The sequence below is a fragment of the uncultured Aquimarina sp. genome, assembly GCF_947495315.1.
Taxonomy (GTDB): Bacteria; Bacteroidota; Bacteroidia; order Flavobacteriales; family Flavobacteriaceae; genus Aquimarina.
This window is the reverse complement of record NZ_CANLYD010000004.1, coordinates 358458-384571: the sequence shown is the minus strand read 5'-3', so window position 1 is coordinate 384571 and position 26114 is coordinate 358458. Positions and strand designations below refer to the sequence as shown.

At 34.6% G+C, this 26114-nt stretch carries 22 protein-coding genes; 14 read left to right on the top strand and 8 right to left on the bottom strand.

Going from position 1 to position 26114, the window contains the following annotated elements; translation table 11 throughout:
* Nucleotides 1-1353 carry a Na(+)-translocating NADH-quinone reductase subunit A gene (locus Q0910_RS09920; protein WP_299215510.1) on the bottom strand — a complete coding sequence of 451 codons (1353 nt, stop codon included), beginning with the start codon at nucleotides 1351-1353 and terminating at the stop codon, nucleotides 1-3.
* A gap of 190 nt (nucleotides 1354-1543) precedes the next feature.
* Between Q0910_RS09920 and Q0910_RS09915 the strand changes: the two genes are divergently transcribed.
* On the top strand, nucleotides 1544-2812 hold the full coding sequence (locus Q0910_RS09915) for a DUF5103 domain-containing protein (protein ID WP_299215508.1): 1269 nt from the start codon (nucleotides 1544-1546) through the stop codon (nucleotides 2810-2812).
* Nucleotides 2813-2861: 49 nt separating this feature from the next.
* Here Q0910_RS09915 and Q0910_RS09910 read toward each other — a convergent pair whose 3' ends face one another.
* On the bottom strand, nucleotides 2862-6368 hold the full coding sequence (locus Q0910_RS09910) for a starch-binding protein (RefSeq protein ID WP_299215506.1): 3507 nt from the start codon (nucleotides 6366-6368) through the stop codon (nucleotides 2862-2864).
* 384 nt (nucleotides 6369-6752) lie between these two features.
* On the opposite strand from Q0910_RS09910, the gene Q0910_RS09905 reads away from it, so the two are divergent.
* On the top strand, nucleotides 6753-7811 hold the full coding sequence (locus tag Q0910_RS09905) for a DUF3667 domain-containing protein (protein ID WP_299215504.1): 1059 nt from the start codon (nucleotides 6753-6755) through the stop codon (nucleotides 7809-7811).
* A 1-nt stretch (nucleotide 7812) separates the two neighbouring features.
* Complete coding sequence (gene apaG / locus Q0910_RS09900; RefSeq protein WP_118458269.1) at nucleotides 7813-8199, top strand: Co2+/Mg2+ efflux protein ApaG; 387 nt, start codon at nucleotides 7813-7815, stop codon at nucleotides 8197-8199.
* Here apaG and Q0910_RS09895 read toward each other — a convergent pair.
* The gene (locus Q0910_RS09895; protein WP_299215585.1) at nucleotides 8174-9184 is read right to left on the bottom strand and encodes a DUF6695 family protein; all 1011 of its coding nucleotides are present in this window, start codon (nucleotides 9182-9184) and stop codon (nucleotides 8174-8176) included. The genes apaG and Q0910_RS09895 overlap by 26 nt on opposite strands.
* Before the next feature lie 59 nt (nucleotides 9185-9243).
* Entirely contained in the window at nucleotides 9244-9960 is a 717-nt protein-coding gene (locus Q0910_RS09890; protein WP_299215502.1) for an NRDE family protein, read from the bottom strand.
* Between the two features lie 160 nt (nucleotides 9961-10120).
* On the opposite strand from Q0910_RS09890, the gene pruA reads away from it, so the two are divergent.
* From pruA to Q0910_RS09865, 5 genes are all read left to right on the top strand, one after another.
* Nucleotides 10121-11749, top strand: a complete 1629-nt coding sequence (gene pruA / locus Q0910_RS09885) for an L-glutamate gamma-semialdehyde dehydrogenase (protein WP_299215500.1) — start codon at nucleotides 10121-10123, stop codon at nucleotides 11747-11749.
* Nucleotides 11750-11755: 6 nt separating this feature from the next.
* Entirely contained in the window at nucleotides 11756-12187 is a 432-nt protein-coding gene (locus Q0910_RS09880; protein ID WP_299215498.1) for a hypothetical protein, read from the top strand.
* A 62-nt stretch (nucleotides 12188-12249) separates the two neighbouring features.
* Complete coding sequence (locus tag Q0910_RS09875) at nucleotides 12250-12717, top strand: GNAT family N-acetyltransferase (RefSeq protein WP_299215496.1); 468 nt, start codon at nucleotides 12250-12252, stop codon at nucleotides 12715-12717.
* A 738-nt stretch (nucleotides 12718-13455) separates the two neighbouring features.
* A complete protein-coding gene (locus Q0910_RS09870; RefSeq protein ID WP_299215494.1) occupies nucleotides 13456-14721 on the top strand; it encodes an MFS transporter in 1266 nt (421 codons plus the stop codon).
* 77 nt (nucleotides 14722-14798) lie between these two features.
* Complete coding sequence (locus tag Q0910_RS09865; RefSeq protein ID WP_299215493.1) at nucleotides 14799-15698, top strand: retroviral-like aspartic protease family protein; 900 nt, start codon at nucleotides 14799-14801, stop codon at nucleotides 15696-15698.
* A gap of 125 nt (nucleotides 15699-15823) precedes the next feature.
* On the opposite strand, the gene Q0910_RS09860 is transcribed toward Q0910_RS09865, so the two are convergent.
* Complete coding sequence (locus Q0910_RS09860) at nucleotides 15824-16279, bottom strand: hypothetical protein (RefSeq protein ID WP_299215491.1); 456 nt, start codon at nucleotides 16277-16279, stop codon at nucleotides 15824-15826.
* Between the two features lie 461 nt (nucleotides 16280-16740).
* Between Q0910_RS09860 and Q0910_RS09855 the strand changes: the two genes are divergently transcribed.
* Nucleotides 16741-17283, top strand: a complete 543-nt coding sequence (locus Q0910_RS09855; protein WP_299215489.1) for a TetR/AcrR family transcriptional regulator — start codon at nucleotides 16741-16743, stop codon at nucleotides 17281-17283.
* Between the two features lie 45 nt (nucleotides 17284-17328).
* Nucleotides 17329-18153: an oxidoreductase gene (locus tag Q0910_RS09850; protein WP_299215487.1), complete on the top strand. Its 825-nt coding sequence runs from the start codon at nucleotides 17329-17331 to the stop codon at nucleotides 18151-18153.
* Nucleotides 18154-18197: 44 nt separating this feature from the next.
* Here Q0910_RS09850 and rsmG read toward each other — a convergent pair whose 3' ends face one another.
* Nucleotides 18198-18830, bottom strand: coding sequence for a 16S rRNA (guanine(527)-N(7))-methyltransferase RsmG (rsmG, locus tag Q0910_RS09845; protein WP_299215485.1), 633 nt, complete (start codon nucleotides 18828-18830; stop codon nucleotides 18198-18200).
* A gap of 137 nt (nucleotides 18831-18967) precedes the next feature.
* On the opposite strand from rsmG, the gene Q0910_RS09840 reads away from it, so the two are divergent.
* From Q0910_RS09840 to Q0910_RS09830, 3 genes are all read left to right on the top strand, one after another.
* Nucleotides 18968-20068, top strand: a complete 1101-nt coding sequence (locus Q0910_RS09840) for an acyl-CoA desaturase (RefSeq protein WP_299215483.1) — start codon at nucleotides 18968-18970, stop codon at nucleotides 20066-20068.
* A 43-nt stretch (nucleotides 20069-20111) separates the two neighbouring features.
* Entirely contained in the window at nucleotides 20112-21299 is a 1188-nt protein-coding gene (locus tag Q0910_RS09835; RefSeq protein ID WP_299215584.1) for a pyridoxal phosphate-dependent aminotransferase, read from the top strand.
* A 199-nt stretch (nucleotides 21300-21498) separates the two neighbouring features.
* Complete coding sequence (locus Q0910_RS09830; RefSeq protein WP_299215481.1) at nucleotides 21499-21777, top strand: hypothetical protein; 279 nt, start codon at nucleotides 21499-21501, stop codon at nucleotides 21775-21777.
* A 202-nt stretch (nucleotides 21778-21979) separates the two neighbouring features.
* Here Q0910_RS09830 and Q0910_RS09825 read toward each other — a convergent pair whose 3' ends face one another.
* A complete protein-coding gene (locus Q0910_RS09825) occupies nucleotides 21980-23476 on the bottom strand; it encodes a potassium transporter TrkG (RefSeq protein WP_118458296.1) in 1497 nt (498 codons plus the stop codon).
* 1 nt (nucleotide 23477) lies between these two features.
* Nucleotides 23478-24827: a Trk system potassium transporter TrkA gene (gene trkA / locus Q0910_RS09820; protein WP_299215479.1), complete on the bottom strand. Its 1350-nt coding sequence runs from the start codon at nucleotides 24825-24827 to the stop codon at nucleotides 23478-23480.
* 287 nt (nucleotides 24828-25114) lie between these two features.
* Here trkA and Q0910_RS09815 point away from each other — a divergent pair, with 287 nt between their 5' ends.
* A complete protein-coding gene (locus tag Q0910_RS09815) occupies nucleotides 25115-25912 on the top strand; it encodes an alpha/beta fold hydrolase (protein ID WP_299215477.1) in 798 nt (265 codons plus the stop codon).
* Nucleotides 25913-26114: the final 202 nt, after the last annotated feature.

Below are 26114 nucleotides of genomic sequence, written 5' to 3'. Positions count from 1 at the left end.
TTATCCTATTTCTTTTAACATTAAATCTAGTCCTTCTCTAATGATCTGCTGATGTGGTTGCTTAGAAACACATATAAACTCGGTCAGTGCAAAATCTTCAGGAGCTACTTCATACATCCCTAATTGTTCCATAGCATCAAGATCATTAACCGCGCAAGCTTTTAAGATCTGCAATGGATAAATATCTAAAGGAAAAACAGTTTCATAATTACCAGTAACCACAAATGCTCTATGTTCACCATTTGTATTGGTATTCAAGTCATATTTTTTATTTGGAAATAACCAAGAAAAAGTCAATGCTCTAGATGGTGATATCTTATTGAAGATTGGTTTATTCCAACCAAATAATTCGTAATCATTCCCTTCAGGAATTACGGTGATCATATCGTGATAAAATCCTAAATTTCCATCAGGTTTTACATTATCTCCAGTTAGCACATTTCCGCTTATAACCCTAATATTATTGTCTTTCACACCAGAATCATATATAACCGAAGAAACCTCAGCACCTATTCTAGTTTTAAAATATTTTGGGTTTTTAACAGAAGATCCAGCCAAAGCTATGATTCGTTCAGAATTAAACTTACCTGTTAGCAGTAACTCTCCTATAATAACCAGATCTTGTGGGTTTACAATCCAAACAACTTCTCCTTTATTAATAGGATCTAGTTTGGCGATTTGTACTCCTACATTTCCTGCAGGATGAGGCCCACTTACGTTATGTAAGGTTATATTATCTAATCCAGAAAAAGGCGAATTTCCTTTTTTACCTACAGATACGTGAACATCTCCTTCTGTTAATTTGCTTAACGCAGTAACAGCAGCTTGAAGTTCTTTTTCTTTACCTGCTAGTACGTGTTCTAAATCAGCTGCTAAAGGCGCAGTGATATAGGCTGATACAAAAATTGCTTTTGGAGCAACCTCAGGATTAGCAATAACATCATAAGGACGTTGTTTGATAAAAGGCCAACAGCCAGAAGACAACAAGTGAGATTTAATATCCTCTCCACCCATTGCTTTTACATCCTTTGTTCCAAAGTCTGCAAATTGTTGTTCTTTATCTGCTAAAATTTTAAATGATAGTATTTTTCGTTTAGCACCGCGAATAATTTCCACAACCTCTCCACTTACTGGGGAAGGAAAAAGCATTTTTTCATTAGTCTTAGAATGGAATAGTGGTTCGCCGGCTTTAACTTCTGTACCCTGTTTGGCAATAACTTTCGGTACGATACCATGAAAATCGTCAGGCTTAATTGCGTAAACATTACTTTTGGTAGCTTCTGCAGTAATTTTTTCTGCTTCGCCAACCAGCTTAATGTCTAAACCTTTTCTGATACGAATGTCTTTTGACATATTTGTAGTCTATGTTAATTAACTAAAAAAATCGTGCAAATTTACTAATTAAAACACGTAAGTGAAAGCTGCTTCTGCTATAAGATTTTATTTATAACAATTCTAAATAATGAATTTTTAAGCGCTAAAACAACATGAATCTATTCAGGCATACATTTTGTTTATCTTTACATTGTTAACTACTGAATTAATGTCACATAAACTTAAACAAATCCTATTAATTTTAGGATTATATATTGGCTTTCAATCATTTATTACAGCTCAAGAAAGCAAAGAAGAAGTCAACCCTCCTGATTATATCAAAACAATTCAATTAATTGGTACTGAAGAATTTTCGGGAACACCTATTATAAAACTCGGAGAACCACTCAATATTCGGTTTGATGATATAAACGGCGATGAAGTAGATTATTATTACAAAATAACGCATTACAATTTTGATTGGACTCCTTCTGTTCTATATAAAAACGAGTACCTAAACGGTTTTGATGATATCAGAATTGTCAATTATGAAAACTCATTTAACACTTTACAATTATACAGTCATTATATTTTAAGAATCCCTAATGAAGACACCAGAGGCCTAAAAGTAAGTGGGAATTACATGATTGAAATTTATAATGATGATGACGAAATTGTTTTTTCCAGGAAATTTATTGTTTATGAAAGTTTGACCAATGTAAAAGTATACACTAAAAGATCCAGAAATCTGAAATACATAGATACAAGACAAACTGTTCAGTTTGAAATCAGCTCGCCTAATGAAATTTTAAAAAATCCAAAGCGTAATGTAAAGACATTAGTGATACAAAACAATGACTTAAAAAATGCCATTACCAACCTTGTTCCACAATTCACTATCGCAAATAGTTTAGTATATAAATACGATACAGAATCTAGTTTTTGGGGTGGTAATGAATATCTTTTCTTTGACAACAAAGAAATAAGATCATCTACTGCAAATATTAGAGGAATTGATCTTCAAGATATTTATCATAATTATCTATATACCGATATCGTTAGAGGCAACAGAATATACACGTACTACCCCGATATCAACGGTAGTTTTGTAGTAAGAAATTTAAGATCCGAAAACAGCAACACAGGAGCCGATTATGCTTGGATACACTTTTCGCTGGAGTGCTATGAGCCATTGGATGGAGGCGAAATCCACATTTATGGTAATTTCAATAATTACGTAACGGACGCATCTACACGACTAACATATGACAAAGAGAATGCGATTTATACGACAAAAAGATTATTCAAACAAGGTTTTAATAATTACAAATATGTTTTAGTAAAATCGGATGGAACTATAGACCCAGGTTTTATCAGCGGTAATTTTGATGAGACCGAAAATGAATATATGGTAATTCCTTACTACAGAGCTCCGGGAGCTAGGTATGATAGAGCTATTGGCAAAGGAATTGGGAATTCTAGAAATATAACCAACTAAAAAAGGCGAAGCCAAAGACTTCACCTTTTTAGAATAATAGTTTAGAGTATTACTGGACAACTACTTTTAAAGTTTCCAGTTTTATTCCGTTAATAGAAATTACATAAAAATAAATTCCTTTACTATCCACATCATTTCTGTTCAGCATGATAGTTTGCGCACCAGATTCGATTTTTTGATTGTGAATTATTTTTTTCTGACCTAAAACATTTACAGCAGTAATCTCTAACATTCCATTATTATTTGCCTGAAACTTTAACACGGACTGCCCACTAATCGGATTAGGAAATATAAATGCTTTTTTTACTTGAGTAAACGAAGATTCAAAAGTAGGTTGTGTAGTTTCCAATTCTTCATTAGACGGTATTTGATCACAAGATGAAGGACAAGAATCACTCCAGAATCCTACATACTTCCCATTATCTATATATCCAGCAGTAAACCACCCTGTTCTATTCCTTTCTAAATCTATAGTTTGCATCCCATTACCATCATTAAAAACAATCCCTACATCATCTGGAGAGACTCCATTAGGAACTACAAAAGACCATTTTTTCCAAGGAGATCCTGATGTAGTAGCCATAGTTTGACCAGGCCAAGCTTCTGTATTTTCTAATCTAATATTTCGCTTATTATCGAACACATAAATATTAGAAGATCCATTCCAACTATAGGTAGGTGTTTTAAAGTAAATATCTATTGCGGTCAGGTCTAACCCATCACAATCCGCTGGACATTCATCACTCCATATTCCGTCATAATACCATCCTGTTGTACTTCTTGCCAGGTCATCGGTCTGATTACTTTGTGCATTAAAAACTATCCGCACATCATCGGCATTAACCTCTGGAGATAACTGCAATGTATACGTATACCAATTTGTCGAAGGGTAATTACTCATTTGTTGCCCAGGCCAATCAATTGTTCCTAAAAGTGTTGAATTAGTTGCAGCACTAAAAAAATAAACATCCACCTGTTCACTCCACCCAGATGGTTTATAAAAATTAATTTCAATTTCTGATACCACGTCTGTAGTTACCGAAACTATCTCACTAGCAATCGATTGATTTCCTTTTCGGTCTTTAGCCACTACTTTAAAATCGTAATTAGCATTAGGAGACAAGCCAGTAATTATAGTACTTATGTCACTCACAGACTTTACAAAATCTTCACCTTCATATATTTCATAACTTGTTACGGCTATGTTATCTGATGATGGATTCCAACTTAACGTCACAGAAGTCTGACCGATTTCTGAAGCTATAAGATTGGTAGGAACTGAAGGCGCGGTATCATCTGGAGTTAATTCAATTTCTAATGGCACTTTCCATACACCTCTACCGTAGGTAGCAGCTATTAAAAAATTATCTTTTAAATTAATTTCTAAATCTCTTACAGCCACATTAGGAAGATTAACTGAGTAATCTTGCCAATCCTGATCCCCATCCTTAAAATACACCCCTAAATAAGTACCTAAATATATCGATTCGGTTCCTTTATGGTGTCTAACGACAAATTTTCCCTCTCCAGGAAGATTACCGGAGATATCTATAAAATTGTTTCCTTGATCCCTTGAGCGAAAAACCTTTCCGCTTATAGATCCGGCAGTAGAAACATAAATAATTTGATTATCATCATTATGAACTTCAATAGAAGTAATTGACGTAGGAAAAGAATAGACTTTAGACCAATTAACTCCCCTATCTATACTTCTGTATAAACTTAAATCATTAGCGAGATATATAATATTAACGTCTGACGGATCTAACTCAATATGCTCTATATTATTACTTCCAAAATCAAATTCTGTTTGATTTTCAAAAGAACTATTTTCAAGTTTATAAAAACTCTTAAATCCTGCATACAAATTACCATTACGATCAGAAACTAATGGAGTAACCCAATTACCACGATCTGGGCCTGATGCCGCAAATGTTCTTGTTTTACCTCTATCCTCTGTCTTATATAGGTTTCTACCGTACTGTATAAAACCAAAATATGTCTCCGGATTATTTCCTTTAACAGCGCAATCCATTCCATCTGCTCCGTGATACACATTCCATTGAGAACCATCCAAAGCATATCCACCGTTGTCTTGCAAACCTCCAACTAAGTGATCTGAACTATTATTTTCTGCTACCGAAATTTTATAAAACTGACCAATCTGAAGTCCTTCGGTTAGATCAGTAAAGGAGGCTCCATTATTTTGAGATTCATAAACACCTCCATCACTTCCACACATCAATCTCCCATCATAATAGCGTAAAAAATGAATATCTGCATGAGTGTAAGTTACCTGATTAGGACTACTCCATCTATTAATTCTAGTAAAGTCATCTCCGCCATTGGTCGATCTCCAAACATTTAAACACCCAACAAATACCACATTAGGATCTTGATCAGAAACCGCTAGGGCCAAATCATACCAAGCTTGAGTACTTTCGAAAATATTGGTTGTTTCCTGAGTTTTAATAAAGTTAGAACCACTATCCGTAGACTTATACAACCCTTGAAAAGAACTGCCAGAACCTGCACTTAACAAATACACATATTCTGGATTAGCAGGAGTTACATCGATAACCAATCTGGAAGAACTAACTGGTAATCCATTACGGATAGCAAAAAAACTATTACCTCCATTAGTCGATTTATAAAAAGTATTCGAAGTTGCCGCATATACAACATTCGTATCGCCAGGTTTTATCTTAATATCTTTGATATTACCCGACAACGTTTTTATCCAAGTCACTCCCGCATCTTCCGTCTTATAAACCCCTCTGCTTGTCGCAACCCATAATTTATTAGAATTATTAGGATCTATATAAATATCATTTCCGATTTCATATCTATCAGCCGCATCGAGACCGGTTTTACTCCAAGTATAACCACCATCTGTAGATTTTAAAACACCTATACCCAGTGCATCACTAGAGTCATCATCACCTGTAGAAATATAAATAATATTCGAGTTGTTATAATCTATAGCAATTCCTGAAACTCCAATCTGAGGTAAATAATCCGACAATGGCTCCCAATGTTCACCACTATCTATAGATTTCCAGATTCCTCCAGCAGGTGCACCTACATACATCACATTAGATTGGTTCGGATCTATAATTACTATATTAACTCTACCTTGACCAGGTGACCAAGAATTAGAAGGATCGTGATCAAAAGGCCCCATAGGCAACCAGGTATTTGCAATTTTCTGTCCAAAAGTTTTCTTAGATCGTTTCTGCTCCCAAATATTCCAATAGAAATCTGGAGTTGGCAAAGTACCATCATGCATAACTGCATTCTTATAAAATTCTTGCCATCTCATAAAAGGCTTATGTCCACTTCCCTTAATAGCATCATCCTTTTCTTTCCAGTAATCATTAAAAGCATTTACTACCTCATCAAATTTAGGAGCACCAGCATTATTCGATTTTTCTTTTAGCGTAATTTCAGACATCCACGGTGCATCCACATTGTATTGAGAATTCGCAGAAGTAACATTCAAAAAAATGAATAAAAGCACAAAAGTTACTTTTAAGAAGGGTATTGTTTTTTTCATCTATCCGGTTTTGAGTATTAATAAAAATCTTATTGTTATACCGTAATACAACTACGTAAAAATACATACCAAACATCCTAAAAACCACTAACCACATTGCTAACAATACCACGCAATAAACTAAAAACCAAATACTTAAACTCACCTATATCGATAAAGGTTAAATTGTTTTTTTCGATAAAAAACCAATAAAATTGTCTAAAAACACAACTGACAACCACCTAAAACGTTATAAAGTTTTTTTCCTACATTACGTTTCTATCGTTTGAGTTTTCTTAATCCCTACATGTAGCACCAACCTATAATCTTAATGCATTCGAAATTCTTATGTTTTGTAACGAAATACCTTTACTTTAGTCCTATTACGCAAACCATCAACTAAAAATGAAAGAAAAGGGGAGATTTCTTAAAAAGTATAGAGGAAACGAATGCTTAAATTGTAGCGTTCCACTTGATGTGATTGATCGTTATTGTCACAATTGTGGTCAGATTAACACCACAAAAAAGCTTTCTTTTAAAGACTTTTTTAATGAGTTTTTTGCAAGTATATTCTCTTACGATTCACGATTAAGACATACAATAGTTGGTTTGTTATTTAAACCTGGAATGATCTCTAAAGATTATATAGAAGGTAAAAGAATAAAGTATGCCAATCCTTTCAGGTTTTTCTTAAGTGTTTCCATACTGTTTTTTATCATCAGTGGTTTATTCATAGATTTCGATAGTATTATTCCTCAAGAAAGGGAGCAAAACAATGGGGTATTAGAAGTAAACCTATCCAATAATGAGCATAAAGAGAACGACATTATTAACGATTCTACAGCGGAACCAGGCATTGACAAAGAAAATGAATATGTATACTTCACTGAAACGCAATTAGACACTATGGGTATGTTTACCGCAGTAAACAAACGTTGGAAAACCTATAAGTCTCATTACAAAAAAACTGGAGAACCAATGGCTACAATAGCATTAGGCAGCCTAAAACACAAACAAAACACGTATACGAAATATTTATACACAAGAAGTATCAAAACAAAAAACCTTAATGAGAACCCCATGGAGCTCCTTAAGTTCGTTTTTAACAAATTACCCTTTATCATATTTTTCTTTTTACCATTCTTTGCCTTAATGATGTGGTTATTATATATAAGAAAACCTTTTAATTACATGGAACATTTGGTTTTTATCTTTCATACGCAAACCATGTTTTTTATATTAATCGGAATAGCAATCTTGATTGATCAAATCACCAAAAGTGAAGCTGCATCTAGCATTGCAATGCTAGTTTTCCTCTTCTATTTATATAAAGCCATGCGTAAATTTTATCAGCAAGGAAGGGGTAAAACTATTGTTAAATTTCTGTTAGTGAACGTATTATTTTTTATCTTAGCAGGAATCGGATCTATTATAACAATTATAGGGTCTATGTTTATTTTTTAATATGGTTGAGCAAATAACCAGAGGCATAAAAATTTCGGTGGATACCACCTTTGAGGGCACGTTCTTTAAGAACTATAAGATTCATTTTGCCTTTGGATACCAAATTACCATTGAAAACCAAAGTAAAGACTCAGTACAACTTACCTCTCGATTTTGGGAAATCAAAGATGCATTAAGCAGTACAGAAATTGTAGAAGGTGAAGGTGTGATTGGTAAAAAACCGGTATTAAAACCAGGAGAATCTCACACCTACAATAGCGGATGCCTCTTAAGTTCTCCGTTCGGTGCTATGAAAGGACATTATAACATGGTGAACTTCACATCCACACGAAAGTTTAAAGTAATTATCCCTAGTTTTAAGCTTAGTTCTCCTTTTGCTCTGAATTAAGTTTCTTTACAAGATCAAACCGTATTATTTTATCTTCTTGTTCTATATGACAGTATTTACAGTGCGAATCATACACAAACTTATATTTTTTAGTATAAACAAAGGTTGATTTTGCTTCAAAAAGACCTCTAAAATCCTCATATCCATACTCTGTATATCTCCTGATTTCAAATAAAGATACTGACGAAGATTCTTTTAAAATAAAATATGCGCCACTTCCTATTCCTGACAGAAAATGAGCTTCTTTTAAGAAATCAGGCAACTTAATGTTCTTTTTCTCTTCTAACTTTGGTACTTTTTTATCGAAATAATTAGTAAGGTTTTCTTTAAAAACAGAGTTTGGATACTCTATCAAAACTCCATTTTCCACTTGGTATATCTTGTTCTCCATAGATCCTTTTTCTACATTGCCTAAAGGGCTTGGAGTAAATAATTTATTACGTAATAACGGTGTTCTTATTCTGGATTTATCCGTACTATTCAGGATTGTATCCGTAACTATTCTTGAACAATTACTCCCCTCTTTTCTAAAAGTTGAATATGGAATACTTCCTTTGTTTTGAGTCTCCAAAACATACTCCTTTGCTTTGTCGTAGTCTATATAATCACAAACTGATGCAACTAAACGACCACTACCATGAGTCTTCTCAGGATTTGCTTCTAACCATAAAAGAAATTCTTCAACATTAGCCAATTTCCCATCATTCGTAAAAGTAGCTTTAAAAGGTATCTCTAATTCTACATCGGTTACCGCACTTCTAACTCTTCCTTTGCCAGAAGGAGTTATATACCTTCCAAAATCGTAATATTCTGCAAGACCCGTTTTATTCTCTATGAGGACAAAAGCAGCATGACCAGCTTTAATAATTCCGTTTTTTCCTAAACCAAAAAACTGCAGCAAACCAGTAGATTTTTTTTCTTCGTCAGAAAAACGAACAAAAGTATCTGGAAAAGCTAGGGATATTATTTTGCCCGTGTAATTCATCACACGTTTAAAATTTTAATTATACTTATTTTCAAAATGTAAGTTAGTATCAGTTTCGATTATGCAGTTATCGCCTCAAAAGTAACGACATTTACTTCCTTATTCTGAAGATCTTCATAACGCATTACAAGCTCCTCATCATTTTTAACAATCTGAGTAATACTTCTGGTTTTTAAAAAACCTCTATCAATTTGCAAATCCACATCCTTATCTCCAATTCCGGCATTCTTATGAAAATCTAATAGTGTATCAGTACTTAGTATGTTTTCCTCCTCGAATACATCAAACCAACCTTCTCTTGTGTTCTTCATTTCATTAGTATATAAGGTAGAAGAAGACCAAATATGAGTTTCTTTTTCTAAAACTCTGAAATGCTTTTGTCTTCCATCCCAGACTAGCTCAAAAAACTCAAGATCTGATTGCCAGTTTGCCGCAACTATTGTAAAAGGTTCAATTCCTTTATAATCATATTCCGAAATGGCTTTTTGCAAATTGTCTGCACCTAAAAGGTCTTTTACCACCACTCCTCTACTTTGTCTATACGACACCAATCTTTCGTGAATTTCGAAACCTCCGTTAAGAAGGCAAATCATCGTATTTTTATCACTAAGCCCTATCCAGGTTCCTCCAGCTACAGCATCTTTCGGAAACAGCATTCTGGTTTTATCAACTTGATAGAATTCAGGCACTAATGTTTTCCGATTTATCGCCTCATCACGATTAGAGGTTAATATAAAACCATTTTCTTGGGTGGGGATCAAAGTTACTGTACACATAGATTTTTGGGTCGGATAAATTTCGTACAACTTACAAAAAAAAATACATACCATACATGTTTATAAAAGGTTAAAATCGATATTACCCTACATAATTTCCTATCTTTGCCGCTTAAAGTATACTAACACATCTTACAAATCAAACTAAATACACAAGATCATGGGAAAAGGTTTTTTTCAAGTTCCAACAGCGATAAATGAGCCTGTAAAATCATATGCTTCAGGAACTCCGGAAAGAGAGGAAGTTCTGGCAACATACAAATCTATGTATAATTCGCCTGTTGATGTTCCTTTATATATTAACGGAGAAGAAATCAGAACTGGAGATACTGGAACAATGTCACCTCCACACGACCATAAACATCAATTAGGGACCTACCATAAAGCTGAAAAGCAACATGTTCAAGCAGCTATCGATACAGCTATAGAGGCTCGTAAAAAATGGGCAGATCTAGCTTGGGAACAACGTGCTGCTATTTTCTTAAGAGCTGCAGAATTAATTGCCGGACCTTATAGAGCAAAAATTAATGCTGCTACGATGCTAGCACAATCCAAAAATATATACCAGGCAGAAATTGATGCTGCTTGTGAGTTTATAGATTTCCTACGTTTTAATGTAGAGTTTATGACTCAGATTTATGAAGATCAACCAGATTCTACTTCTGGAGCTTGGAACAGATTAGAATATAGACCGCTAGAAGGTTTTATTTATGCGATCACTCCATTTAATTTTACTGCAATTGCTGGAAATTTACCTGCGAGTGCTGCTTTAATGGGAAATACAGTGATTTGGAAGCCTAGTGATAGCCAAATCTATTCTGCAAAAGTAATTGTAGACATTTTTAAAGAAGCTGGTGTACCTGATGGAGTTATTAATGTAGTATACGGAGATCCTGTTATGATCACCGATACAGTATTAGCAAGTCCAGATTTCGCTGGTATTCACTTTACAGGAAGTACGCACGTATTTAAAGACATTTGGGCTAAAATTGGTACAAACATCCATAATTACAAAACCTATCCAAGAATTGTTGGTGAAACAGGAGGAAAAGATTTTATCGTTGCACATCCTAGTGCAAATGCTAAGCAAGTAGCTACAGGAATTTCTCGTGGAGCATTTGAATTCCAAGGACAAAAATGTAGTGCTGCCTCCAGGGCATATATTCCTAAAAGCTTATGGGCTGATGTAGAAAAATTCTTAAAAGCAGATATCAAATCCTTTAAAATGGGATCACCGGAAGATATGGGTAATTTTATTACTGCAGTGATCCACGAAGGTTCTTTTGATAAACTTGCAAAATATATTGATCAGGCAAAAGAAGATAAAGACGCAACAATCATCGCTGGTGGTGGATATGATAAATCCAAAGGATATTTCATCGAACCAACGGTTATTCTTGCAGAAGACCCTAAATACACTACGATGTGTACAGAGCTTTTTGGCCCCGTTATCACCATCTATGTATATGATGATGACAAATGGGAAGAAACATTAGCGTTAGTTGATAGTACTAGTGAATATGCATTAACAGGAGCTATTTTCTCTACAGACAGATATGCAGCTGCCGAAGCTACCAAAGCATTAGAAAATGCCGCTGGTAATTTCTACATCAATGACAAACCCACAGGTGCAGTTGTAGGACAACAACCATTTGGTGGAGCCAGAGCATCAGGAACAAATGACAAAGCTGGATCATACCTGAATTTATTACGTTGGGTATCGCCAAGAACCATCAAAGAAACTTTTGTTACTCCTGCAGATTATAGATATCCTTTCTTAGGAGAATAATCTCAGGTGAACTATATAATCTACAAACCGTATATCATTTTTTGGAGTTTGATTCCAATCATGTTGATATACGGTTTTTCTTTTGACGAAGAAACACTAGATATCAATATTCACGATACGTATTTCGTTATCTCCATAGCTCACTTGTTTAATTTTCTCTCCCTTTTATTCTTTGGAATCGGATTGACTTATTATGCTATTCATAAACTGAATAAAAAAAGACAACCACTACTTACCTACATCCATCTGATTGGAACCCTTGGAGGAATTCTTATTCTTGCTTTACTTCCTCTTCTCTTTACTTCTGAATCTGATTGGGAAACTAAAGAAACGCTATTCATTACTCAGCTAATACTTTTCCTAATTATACTCACTGTACAACCTATACTTTTATTACATCTGATGATTAGTATTTTCAGGAAAACAGTCAAAAACTAAACTTCTTTTTTTTAAGATTCCTAATTGGTAATTTTACACTAATCTCTCAAAAACTCAAAACAATGATCACACGAACCGCAACATTAGAAGACCTCCCTGTCCTACTCCATTTTGAACAAGGCATAATTGAAGCAGAACGTCCTATAGATATCACCCTTAAAACTAATGAAAAAATAAACTATTATGATCTTAGTGAATATATAAAAGCCGATCACACAGAAGTTGTAGTTGTAGAGGCCGATGGAGAAGTTGTCGGTAGCGGTTATGGCCAGATTAGAGATCGAAAAAAATATTTCAAGCAAGAAAAGTTGGGATATATCGGTTTTATGTATGTGAAAGAAACGTTTAGAGGACAAGGCATCAGTCAGCAAATAATTAAATATTTATCAGATTGGTTCGCAGCAAAAGGCATTAACGAAATGCAGCTTGATGTTTATGATCAAAATCCAAGAGCCATAAGAGCTTATGAAAAAGCAGGTTTTGAAAAATACCTGGTTCGCATGCGAATGAATGTAAAGAATAAATCTTAATTAGCTGAGTTGAATATAAAATATATTGTTATTCAATGTTTTACAATCTAAAGGAGTTCCTTCTCCCTAAGAAGAAGGTTAGGATGAAGGGTTTTTCATATTAAAAACCTTCACCTTAATCCTCTCCCTTTGGGAGAGCAAACATAAGAGCGATAATTACAAACAATTAGACTTTATATCTATACCTTTCTTATATCGAACTCAGGTAAATAACATCTTGATCACATAGTCATCTTTCTTTATCTTATTTCCTCACTTACTATTACAAATTCGCTACAGTTGAAACCCTTTTAAACTTGTTACCATTACTTTTGATTCCAGCCTACGATGGAATGACAAAAAAAACTAAAAAACAGGCAAAACTTGTCATTCCGACGTAGGTCGGAATTCATTTCAGGATACATGGAAAAACTCATTTTATATTAAAATCGTTTCAAGAAATTGTATGTTTTGAAACATTTAACTTTAAAAACATCCCTCTAAATCTCCTCGCCGCGGCGAGGAGACTTTTAAGCTACCTTCCTTTAAAGAAAACTATGTTTTAAAGTTCTGAAGCAAGCTTCGAGGTGACAGACCTAAGATCCCGCTGAAAAAGCGGGATTAGTTCAACTACCTATTTTGAATGCATTGCTGCGCAACTTTTCAAAATAGAGTTTCACTAATAAAAACAATTACAAACACTATCTTTAGGCAAGCATGTGTATGCTCAGGTGTAAAAATATAATCCTATAAAACTCCATGAATCAAAAAAAAGCTCCCTGGTATTTTCTTTTACTACTTATTTTGGCTGGAGAATCTGTGTTTATTCTTCCTTTTGTACTCGCACGAGTCTTTAGACCTACAGTGCTCGAAGCTTTTGGGCTTGATAATTTACAGTTAGGGCTTTGCTTTTCTGTATATGGCATAGTCGCTTTACTATCGTATCTTTTTGGAGGTCCATTAGCCGATAAATTTCCTCCAAGAAAATTGATTGCAGTGGCACTGTGGATGACCGCTCTGGGAGGATTAGTCTATGCCACATTTCCCGGATATACCACGCTGCAACTATTATATGGGTATTGGGGTTTCACGACCATTTTTTTATTCTGGGCGCCTATGATTAAAGCTACCCGTGTTTGGGGTGGAACTTCATCGCAAGGAAAGGCTTTTGGATTTCTTGACGGTGGTCGTGGATTAGTCGGAGCGCTATTTGGCGCTATGGGTGTCTTTATTTTTTCATTATTTATTACTTCTGAAATTACAGAAGCTACGATTTTAGAAAGCAGAGAAGCTTTTAAACAAGTGATACTGGTATCTTCTGGTATTGTAAGTCTGGTTGGTATTCTTGTATGGTTCTTTATGAAACTAGATCCAAAAACCGAACAAGAGATCATCTTAGAAAAAATAACAATCTCACAAATTGCAGCCGTGTTACGATTGCCTTCTGTATGGTTACTGATGATCATTATTTTATGTGCATATGTAGGGTATAAAATTACCGATGTATTTTCATTATATGCTCAGGATGTAATGCTATACGACCAAGTAAAATCAGCACAGGTAGGTACTTTTTTACTATTCATACGTCCTGTAATCGGTGTATTGATAGGGGTATTGGCAGATCGCACACAAACCACCTTCTGGTTGGTGGTTAGTTTTGTGATATCTTTCTTTGGAGCATTATTATTTGCGCTGGGTATAATCACCGCATCAGCAACTTCCTTGTTCTTTATATCCATATTAGTAGTAGCGACAGGAGTGTATGCCGCACGTTCGTTATATTTTGCGGTGATGCAAAGAGGTCAAATCCCATTGGTTCTTACCGGAACTGCGGTGGGACTTATTTCTTTAATAGGTTATACACCTGATATCTTTGCCGGTCCTGCAATGGGATACCTTTTAGACAACGCACCAGGAATACAAGGACACCAACATGTGTTCTGGATGCTGGCTTTGTTTTCTTGTATTGGTGGTATTGCTGCCGTATACTATTATCGATTATACCGAAAGACAAATTTCGACTAAGTATTTAATCGAAAGCTAACTAATTTTAATTCCCACACTAATAATAGGACCAAACATTGGCATTAAAAACAAATAGAATGAATAAGATTATATTTTTATTTTTCACACTAATATTAGCGAGTTGTTCAAGTTCAAAAATTATCACTTTAGCCACCCAAGGAGAACTTTCTCAAAAAGTCTTTAATGAAGAAATACCAATATATTATTTAGGCAAACATATATTTATCGAAGTTAAAATAAATCGTAAAGTTTACACCTTTTTGTTTGATACAGGTTATGATATCTCAACTATTGACAAAAGTCTTATTGAAGAAATTACTTTTACACCATTAAGAAAACAAACTACCACAGGGAGTTCTTTTGAAGACGTAAAACTTCAATACGGTTTTTTATCTTCTTTAGACATTGGCGGAGTAGAGTTTAAAAATTTTGGTATTGGACTGCAAGATTTATCTAATGTAAAATCACCTTTTTCTGATGGTAGAAAAATTTATGGAATTATTGGAACCAATATTTTAAGAAAGGCTTTTTGGCAAATTGACTATCAAATTCAGATTGTTCGATTTTCGAATATAATAGAAAATTTTCAATTTACTTCGGATGCTTTTCAAATTAATATGAAACCAAAAACCTCTTCAAACTGGGGTTTAAACAGGATAAAAGTAACTGTACATGGTTTGACAGACAACTTTGTTTTCGACACAGGTTCTTTCGGTAGTTTTTCAGTAAACTATGACTATATGGAACGTTTGAAAAAGGAGCAAAAACCTTTGAAAGCAAAAATCAATAATGATAATTCAGAAAAACCAAAATATATAATTGATCAATTAAAAGTTGATTCTCTTGAATTAGAAAATCAGGAACTACTTGTCGAAAAAGATATTGATTTATTGATTGGGAATGACTTTTTTGATGACTACATAGTAACAATTGATTGGAACGCTAATAAACTGTATTTACAACACATTGAGAAATGAACTATCTAAACTTAGTTGACCTCTCTTTTCTCTGGTGTTGGTTTACCATTCTTACATTAGTTTTAAAAAAACCCTACTTGCCATATATTTACCGTTAACCCTTATTATACCTATAAGCACTAACTCTAATCACTTCTTATTTTTTTTCGTCTTGCTTCTCTCAACAATCTTTTTTGCCTTCTCGCTTGTTTTCGTGCTTGTATTTTCTCTGGGGAGCCTCGCACTAGATATTTTATATAACCAATACTATTTCCTATACTAATACCTATATAATGGGGAATGGCAAAAAAGCCCTCAAATATTTGCCCAAAGGTAGTACCATGTTGGGCAGTACACGCCCTGCCAATATAGGACATACGCCACCAGTGACGTGTTGACTTTCCTTCACTCCCGTCCTTATACACCTCTGTTGCGGTAATATAGACACATTGCATATGATGCCACGGGGTGCATTTATTTACATTTCGAGTGCCTTTGTCAAAAAGTTGCACAGAAAGACTATCTTTTGCAGTTAGTACTTTATTCTGTGCCACACTTCGTGCGCAAACTAATAGCATAATAATGACAAACAATACCTTCATAATACTAAGGTAGGAAATTTGAATTTAAGATATATTCTAGTTCAATTCTCCACTCTTTCTTTTTTTTTCAAATCATACTGTTCAACCTTGGGCATTAAATCTTATTTTACGACTTACCAATAATTTTATTTGGTTAAAAATCGAAATATTTAAGCTTCTCTCCGTTTATTCTAAAAAAAACGTACATTATTAATCGTATATCTCATTCATTAATAGGGATGAAATCATAGCAGCTAAGTGATTAATCCAATAGTTCCCCTTGCTGGTGCTAATTCGTAACTAATACCTCAACGTAGTTGATCTCTCTTTTCACAACAACGCAAACCTACTTAGCAGCATACAGGTTTATAATCACTCACCCTGCTATATCAAAAATCACATACTAAAGCATCTCTTCCCAACCCTAAAACGTTGTTTTTTTTATCTAAAAAATTGCCAGTTTCAAAATAATTCATACTTTTATGAGTGATTACTCACTAATAATGACAGAAAAACAAGAAAAGATCCTTACTGCTGCACTCACCCTTTTTGCCAAAGAAGGGTATACAGCAACATCTACCAATAAAGTAGCTAAGCAAGCAGGAGTTTCTGAAGGATTGATTTTTCGTCATTTTAAAAACAAAGAAGGATTGCTACAAGCCATTTTACAGCAAGGCGAAGCGCGAATCAAAGAAATGTTTATTCCTATTCTGACGTCAGAAGATCCAAAAGAAGTAATCAGATTGACTTTAGAAATCCCTTTTTCAGTGACAGAAAGTGAATTCGAATTCTGGAAGCTTCAGTTTAAACTAAAATGGGAGCTGGAATATAATAATCCGGAAAAAATGCAACCGCTACAGGAAGCGTTGGCTGTAGCTTTTCAGAAATTGGGCTACGAAACACCAGAACTGGAAGCAGAATTCATCATTGTTTTTTTAGAAGGAATTTCGACAGCCATTATAAAAGATAATATGTCCAACAAACTAAAATTTAAAGAATTTTTAGTTCAAAAATATAAGCTCTAAAAAATTTATCAAAAAAATAAGTAAGTACTCACTAATTAAAGTATTATGAAAGAAAAAGTAATTTTAATAACAGGCGCCTCTTCAGGAATCGGAAAAGAAACAGCTATACAACTTATTAATGAAGGCCATATAGTATATACTGCAGCAAGGCGTGTAAAAAACATGGAAGATCTGGCTTCTTTAGGAGGATTTCCTTTAGAAATGGATATCACCAAAAATGAGGACATCCAAAATGTCGTGAACATGATTATCCTGAAACATCAAAAAATTGACGTATTGGTCAATAATGCCGGTTATGCAATTTATGGAGCTATAGAAGATACTACGATTGAAGATGCAAGAAGACAGTTTGAAGTGAATATTTTTGGATTAGGCAGATTAACGCAATTAGTATTACCATATATGCGAAAGCAACAAACCGGAAAAATAATTAACATCTCCTCTATGGGTGGAAAAATGTACACACCTCTTGGCTCCTGGTATCATGCCACGAAACACGCATTAGAAGGCTGGTCTGATTGCCTTAGACTAGAAGTAGCACAATTTGGGATTGATGTAGTGATCATACAACCTGGTGCGATTCAGACTGAATTTGGTGACGTTATGACAAAACCTTTAATGGAAAGGTCAGGCAACACTGCTTATAGTAAACTAGCCAAAGCCATAGAGAAATCCACTATAGACACCTACAATAAAACCGGAGGAGGGTCTCCTAGCTCAGTGATATCAAACCTTATCTCAAAAGCTATTAAAGCAAGAAAACCAAAAACCCGCTATGTTGCCGGTAAGTATGCTAAACCTATGCTATTTATACGTAAATACTTTGGTGATAGGATTTTTGACAAACTTATCATGAGTCAGGTGAAATAATAATACTAAAGACCTGTTGGTATACAAGATACTAACAGGTTGATTTATTTTAATCTATATTTTACCGGTAGATGTACCACTTTTTTGGTTTCAAAAAAATCTTCTTCAAAATAATCTGGTAAATTGTATTGCGTCGCTTTTGGAAACAAAGCCAACTCCTCCGTTAGATCACCTCCTTTTAGATACAAGATACCATTGGGTAGTGCATGCACTGATTTTTTGGTAATATTTTTACGCACCCACTTCACAAAATCAGGCATATTGGTTACTGCTCTACTGACTATAAAATCAAAACGATCATCAAAGGTCCCTGCGCGTTTTTGTTCTGCTTTAACATTTGTTAGTCCTAATGCACTTGCAACTTCATTAACAACACGTATTTTTTTTGCAATCACATCTACCAAATAAAACTTAGTTTCAGGAAACATAATCGCTAATGGTATTCCGGGAAAACCACCACCTGTACCAACGTCCAGCACAGAGGATCCTTCTTTAAACTCCTGAACCTTAGCAATTCCCAATGAATGTAGCACATGTCTCTCATATAGCAGATCAATATCCTTTCTAGAGATTACATTGATTTTAGCATTCCAATCTTTATACAAATCACCCAGTTGACCAAACTTATGTATTTGGTCCTCTGTTAATTCGGGGAAATATTTAAGTAGAATATTCATTATGTATTTTTTAAAGCGCAAAAATACATGTAAACTTGATATATTTTACTACTTTTTAAGAAGTTAGAAAAATATAAATACCTAACTTTACCGAATAATTTATGACTAATAACGTTTAGTCATAAACCCAAAAACCCATGACTACACCTAATGTAAGATTTAGCCGAGCGGATTCCGCAAAATTTTTCAGAACGCTGAATAAACGTGTGAATGATTATTTCAAAGAAAATAATATCAAGCGTACAGGTAACTGGAAATTACACTTGAAGACTATCGTAATGTTTTCTTTATTTCTAACACCATATTTTTTAATTCTTACCCTAGACATATCTCAATGGTGGATGTTATTACTGACCATCATTATGGGAGTTGGTATGGCCGGTGTAGGAATGAATGTGATGCATGATGGAAATCATGGTTCCTATTCTTCTAAAAAATGGATCAATAAGTTAATGGGTAGTAGCATGTATGTACTAGCCGGTAATGTATATAACTGGCAGGTACAACATAATGTTTTACACCACACCTATACCAATATTCATGGTCATGATGAGGACATGGATGCTGGTAGAGTTATTCGTTTCACAAAACACGCTAAATGGGAACGGTTTCACAAATTTCAACATTATTATTCTGTATTTCTTTATGGTTTGTTAACTTTTAATTGGGCATTAACTACTGATTTTACACAAACTAAAAGATATCTGGCGCGAAAACTTGCTTATGGAAAACTACCAAGTCCATTAAAACAGTGGAGTACGATTGTAGTCACTAAGATTATTTATGTAATGATCTGGATTGTAATTCCTATGCTCATCATGTCTATAGCTTGGTGGAAAATTTTAATTGGGTTTTTCGTGATGCATTACGTAGCAGGTCTCATTTTGAGTATCGTATTTCAATTGGCACATATGGTAGAAGAAGCACAGATGCCATTACCAGACACAACAGGTACAATGAAAAATACCTGGGCGATTCATCAGTTATTTACAACAGTGAATTTCTCAACTAAAAATAGATTAGTTAACTGGTTTACAGGAGGACTAAATCATCAAGTAGAACACCACATTTTCCCTAATATCAGTCATGTTCATTACACTAAAATTTCTAAAATAGTGAAACAGACTGCTCAGGAATTTAATCTACCTTATAACGAATATAAAACCACCCGCAAAGCGATTATCGCTCATTTCAGACATTTAAAAGAAATGGGAATGAAACCCGCAATGCAACCATAACTTTTATTTACCAATTACCAAAATGAGCACACAAGTATCGGAAATGAGCATTCAATTATCAGACAAAATCAACAAGCTTAAAGCTTCTGCGACATTAGCGATGGCTGCAAAAGCTAGAGAACTAAGAGCAGAAGGAAAAGACATTATCGGCCTAAGCCTAGGAGAACCGGATTTTAATACACCGGATTTTATTAAAGATGCAGCCATTCAAGCAGTTAATGACAATTATAATTCTTATACCCCAGTTGATGGATATGTAGAATTGAAAGATGCGATTATTACTAAATTTAAAAGAGATAACAATCTAACCTACGATCACTCTCAGATTGTAGTTTCTACTGGTGCAAAACAATCATTATATAATGTAGCGCAAGTGTATCTTAATCCAGGAGATGAAGTTATACTTCCTTGTCCGTACTGGGTTAGTTACAGTGACATCATAAAATTAGCAGAAGGAGTTCCTGTAGAAGTAAAAACCTCTATAGATACTGATTTCAAAATGACTGCAGCGCAGTTAGAAAAGGCAATAACGCCAAAAACCAAAATGATTTGGTATAGTTCACCTTGTAATCCAAGTGGTTCTATTTATAGCAAGGAAGAACTAAGAGCATTGGCAGATGTATTACAAAAATATCCAGATATCATTGTAGTAAGCGATGAAATCTATGAGCATATTAATTATGTTGGTGATCACGCTTCTATGGCCCAATTTGATGATATGTATGATAGAACGGTTACTGTTAATGGAGTAGCAAAGGCTTTTGCTATGACGGGATGGAGAATCGGCTATATCGGAGCACCGCAAGCCATTGCTAGAGCTTGTAACAAAATGCAAGGTCAGGTAACTAGTGGAGCTAATTGTATTGCTCAGAGAGCAGTAATTACTGCGTTAGAAGCGCCGGTTAGCAGCATCCAATATATGGTAGATGAATTTAAAAATCGTAGGAAACTGATTTTAGGTCTACTAGCTGATATTCCAGGATTCGAATGCAACGAACCTGAGGGCGCTTTCTACGTTTTCCCAGATGTTTCTTATTACTTCGGAAAAACGATTAACGGAAACACTATAGAAAATGCTTCTGACTTCTCTATGTTTTTATTAGAGCATGCAAATGTAGCAACTGTTACCGGTGATGCTTTTGGAAACGGAAATTGTATTAGAATTTCTTATGCAGCAAGCACTGAACAAATTACAGAAGCAGTAAGTAGAATCAAAAAAGCGCTACTGTAGCTAACAAAACCATATAACTTCTATTAAAAAACCGATGATTTCATAAAAATCATCGGTTTTCTATTTTTCTAAAAATAAATTGATGTTTTTGGAGTTATGGTCATAATACTTTTAACTGTTTTGGGGAAAACACTTATAAGAAAGAGACAAATTGTGGTTTGAGCATACATAACATTCTTAAAACCTACTTTTTGTATTTATGGACATTCTTGAAAAAGAACGTATCGTTCGAAAAAATGTGCTTCAAATTTTCAAAGAAAATTTCAAAGCACCATACTCAGAAGATGAGATCTTAAACTACACACCTTCTGATATAGAAAACACTATATCTTATTACGAATCTATTCTTGATATCTTTTTTATCGAACAAGAATACTTACAAAGCGTAAAAGGCTGTGTAAAAGATACTATAAAAAAAGTCGCAGAACTTTGGCATATAAATCCCTACGCTTTTGGACCTTGGGAAGAATCTTTCTGATTGTCTCTGTCAATTATATTAATGTAAGCTCAGCATAAAGAAAATAATACGTACACTTATTAAGCATAAAACATCTCTATAAACCCCATCTAATTTCCCAAAGTCAGCAACCTAAGAGGGACTTTTAGCTCTTCTCCTTCGAAGGAGAGGTTTGGTAAGGATGTTTTAATTAAAATTTTAATTGTATCTAATTCACATCGTATTACCTATTTCTCCAGAAGAAAGGAGTTAATAGAATCAGTACTGTAAACAATTCTAACCTCCCGATAAGCATTAAGAAAGAACACCACCATTTACCGAATGCCGGTAATACATCAAAATTATTTACAGGACTTAGTTTACCTAATGCCGGACCAACGTTTCCGAGAGATGATGCTGCTCCACCAATAGCGGTTTCGAAATCTAATCCTAACATTCCCAACACCAAAGATCCTATGATAAATGATAGCATATACAGTATGAAAAAGGCTAATATATTAAATACAATTTCTTTGGAAACGGCCCTTGTATTATACCTCACTGGCACGATGGCGCGAGGATGTAAGGTTCGTTTAAACTCTAGAATACCATTTTTTATAGTAATAAGATGCCTTACGATCTTCATTCCTCCAGCTGTCGATCCTGCAGAACCTCCTAAAAAGAATAACCCAAAAAAGACGATCTTTAAAAAAGGAGTCCACACCGTAAAATCCGCAGAAACAAATCCTGTAGTGGTTATCACAGCTAACACCTGAAATAGCGCATGCCTAAAAGCACTCTCTGCCTCACCATAAACCATTGGATGATCTATAACAGAGTTCGCTGGATCTGCTTTCAAATAAATAATTAAAGCCGATACAGCAGTAAAAGCAACCAAAAAGATCATATACCATTTAAACTCTTCATCCTTTAGAAACTTTCCGAACTTTCCTTTAAAACCAAAATAACTCAATATAAAATTCATCCCCGCCAGAAACATAAATAGCATAATAATATATTGAATAAGTGGCTGGTCATTCCAATACGCAACACTAGCATTTTTAGTAGAGAATCCTCCTGTAGACAATGTGCTCAATGCATGGTTTATCGCATCAAAGAAATCCATTCCTGCAAGTTTCAGTAAAATAGTTTCTGCAGCAGTGTATCCAAAGTAGATCAACCATAATCTTTTTGCCGTATCCGTAATTCTCGGATGTAATTTATCAGCACTGGGTCCAGGTGCTTCTGCTGCAAACAACTGCATTCCTCCTATTCCCAGTAATGGTAAAATAGCCACTGCCAGTACGATAATTCCCATTCCACCAATCCAATGGGTAAGACTACGCCAAAACAAAATTCCTTTTGGAACAATTTCTATTTCATTAAGAATAGATGCGCCTGTAGTGGTGTATCCAGACATCGTCTCGAAAAAAGCATTTGTAAACGACGGAATTGCTTCAGAAAACAGATAAGGTAGCGTTCCACTTAGGGACATAAATATCCAACCAAACGTAACTACGATATACCCTTCTCTTTTATTTATCGATTTTTGATGTTCTTTGGTAAGAAACATTAAAATTATCCCCAAAAACATCGTAGATAATGCAGCTAGCATAATTTGCATAGTAACACCATCTTTGTAAATAAAACTTACAATAGTTGCTATGAGCATAAAACCTCCATTACAGAGCAATAAAAGCCCCATAATGTGAGTAATAATTTTAAAGTTTAGTTTGGACATGTTATAAGAAAAGGTTTTCTATTTTCTTAATAGACTTCGGTAAACAACAAACTACGACTCGATCACCGGCTTTGATGTAAAAACCTCCTAACGGAATCATTCCTACTCCATCTCTGATTACTCCAGCGATAATGGCAGAACGAGGAAAATCCAAATCTCTGATTAAATTATCACTTACTTCAGAAGTTGGCTTAACGATAAACTCTAACAGCTCAGCATTCATGTTATTAAGCTTGGTCATCGCTACTACCTCACCTTTTCTAATAAATCTAAATATGTTATTCGCTGCTAACAGTTTTTTATTAATCAACGTATCAATCCCTATAGAATGGGATAGCTGAAAATAATCCATATTTTCTACCAAGGCGATTGTTTTACGAACTCCTTTTGACTTTGCTACCAGACAAGACATGATATTGGTCTCAGAGTTACCTGTTACCGCAATAAAAGCGTCCATATCATCTATATTCTCTTCTTCTAACAACTCTACATTACGTCCATCACCATTTATAATCAAGGCATTAGGCAGATCATCTGCAAGATCAAAAGCCTTCTCCCTATCAGTTTCAATAAGTTTTACTCTAAATTTATGATCACATAGATCACAGGTAGTTTTGTAACCAATTTTACTACCTCCCAGAATCATTACTTTTTTAATCTGTTCTTTTACCTTGCCTGTTAATTTATACAGTTCTTCTACTCCACCCTTCGAAGTAACAAAATATACCTGATCCCCTTCCTTAAACTTCGTATCACCTCTGGGAATAATCGTATACTGCGTTCCCGATCGCTGAATCGCGATTGGCATAAAATGAAGTTCCGGGAATATCTCAGCAGCTTCTCTAACAGTTTTATCTACAAACAGTGCTGTGCTAGATAATGTTGTTCCTACCATTGTTAGTGCTCCATCTTCAAACTCATAACTATCACTAAAGGCAGATTGATTGAGCAATAATTCTATTTCGCTAGCAGCCAACGCTTCAGGGGAAATTAATTCGTCTATGCCAAACTTGATAAAACCAACTTCTTCCTTATTCTCTATAAATTCTGTATTAGAAATTCTAGCAATTGTGCGTTTAGCCCCAAGTTGTTTTGCTAATACACACACAGTAATATTAGTTGTCTCACTAGAAGTAACACTAATCACCATATCTACGCTCTGAACCCTAGCATCCTTTAAAATACTAATAGAAGTAGCGTCTCCCTTAATTACTCTAATATCCAGATGGCTATCGGCGTAATTCAAGCATTCTTTATCAGGATCAATAAGTGTAATGTCCTGAGATTCAAATGAAAGTAATTTTGCCAAATGAAATCCAACTTCACCAGCACCGGCAATAATAATTTTCATCTGTATATTTTATTATTTATCATCAAAAGATAAAATTAAACTTCAGCAAAATGCACCATAAACAGGGTGAAAATTTAGCGCTGAAAAATAAAAGCCTACAAAGATAGTGGAATTTCAGAAACTGGTGAAATAATTAGGCAATAGCAGCTCAATAAGCTGTTGTTTGATCTATAACTTGATAAACTCAAATACATTTCAGAAGTTAAAAACAACAATTGGGAAACTTGTTTTTAAAAAAAATCAGTAATAGCAGCATCTTAGTAGTATAAACACTAACTTTTTAATCAATGAGAACAAAACTTTTAGTACTGGCTTTATTACTAACGAACATTATTTTTGTTAGTGCCCAAATGGATGACAAATTCTATTACCCTAAAAAGGATTTGAGACCCATCGAATGGAAAAATCATGAAGAATTAAAATTTAATGTAGAAACAGATACGATTTCCGCATTAATCCTAAAACCTGTTGCGAAACCCAAAGCAACCATATTTTACTTTCACGGAGCAGGCGGAAACATCACATACTATCTTCCGCTTACCCGAATATTGGCAGAAAACGACTTTCAGGTGGTTATGGTAGATTTCCGAGGTTATGGCAAATCAACAGGGACTCCAACTCATAAAAATATAGCCAAAGACGGTCAGCAATTTTTCGAAATGCTTCTTGAACAAGAAGAAATTAAAGGAACGCCAAAAATAATTTATGGAATTTCTATTGGAACTCAAATCGCTACACTTTTAGCCAAAAACAATCAAGAAAAAATCGATGGATTGGTTTTAGAAGGAGCCATGGCTTCATTTACAGATATTGCTATGCATGCGACACCTCAGTACAGAGAGTTTTTAGAAAAAAATTATGTCTCACCCTATGCAGCAAAAGAGGATATAAAAAGTATTGATAACATCTACAAACTTTTCATACATAGCAAAGAAGATAAAGATGTTCCGTATGCACAAGGAAAAGTTATTTTTGATAATGCATCAGATCCTAAAGATTTTATAGAGTTTACGGGAGCACATTTGTACGGACTAAAATATGAGAAAGAGCAAATACTCGAAAAGATTGAGGAAATGACTAAATAAAAGACAGTTGTTTTGGGCGTCCGGGCGGGCTATCCGTTTCAATTCCTCGCATCTCTCCGCCGCGGCGGATCGAGCTGCGGGATTTCCGCTACTATCCCTGACGCATAACACTCAACCTAACAAACTTAAAAACCTGCTAAGTCTTATAATTGCTTATAATTTTTCAAAGAAAATCAACAATAAGCTGAAAGTTAGTCCGAAA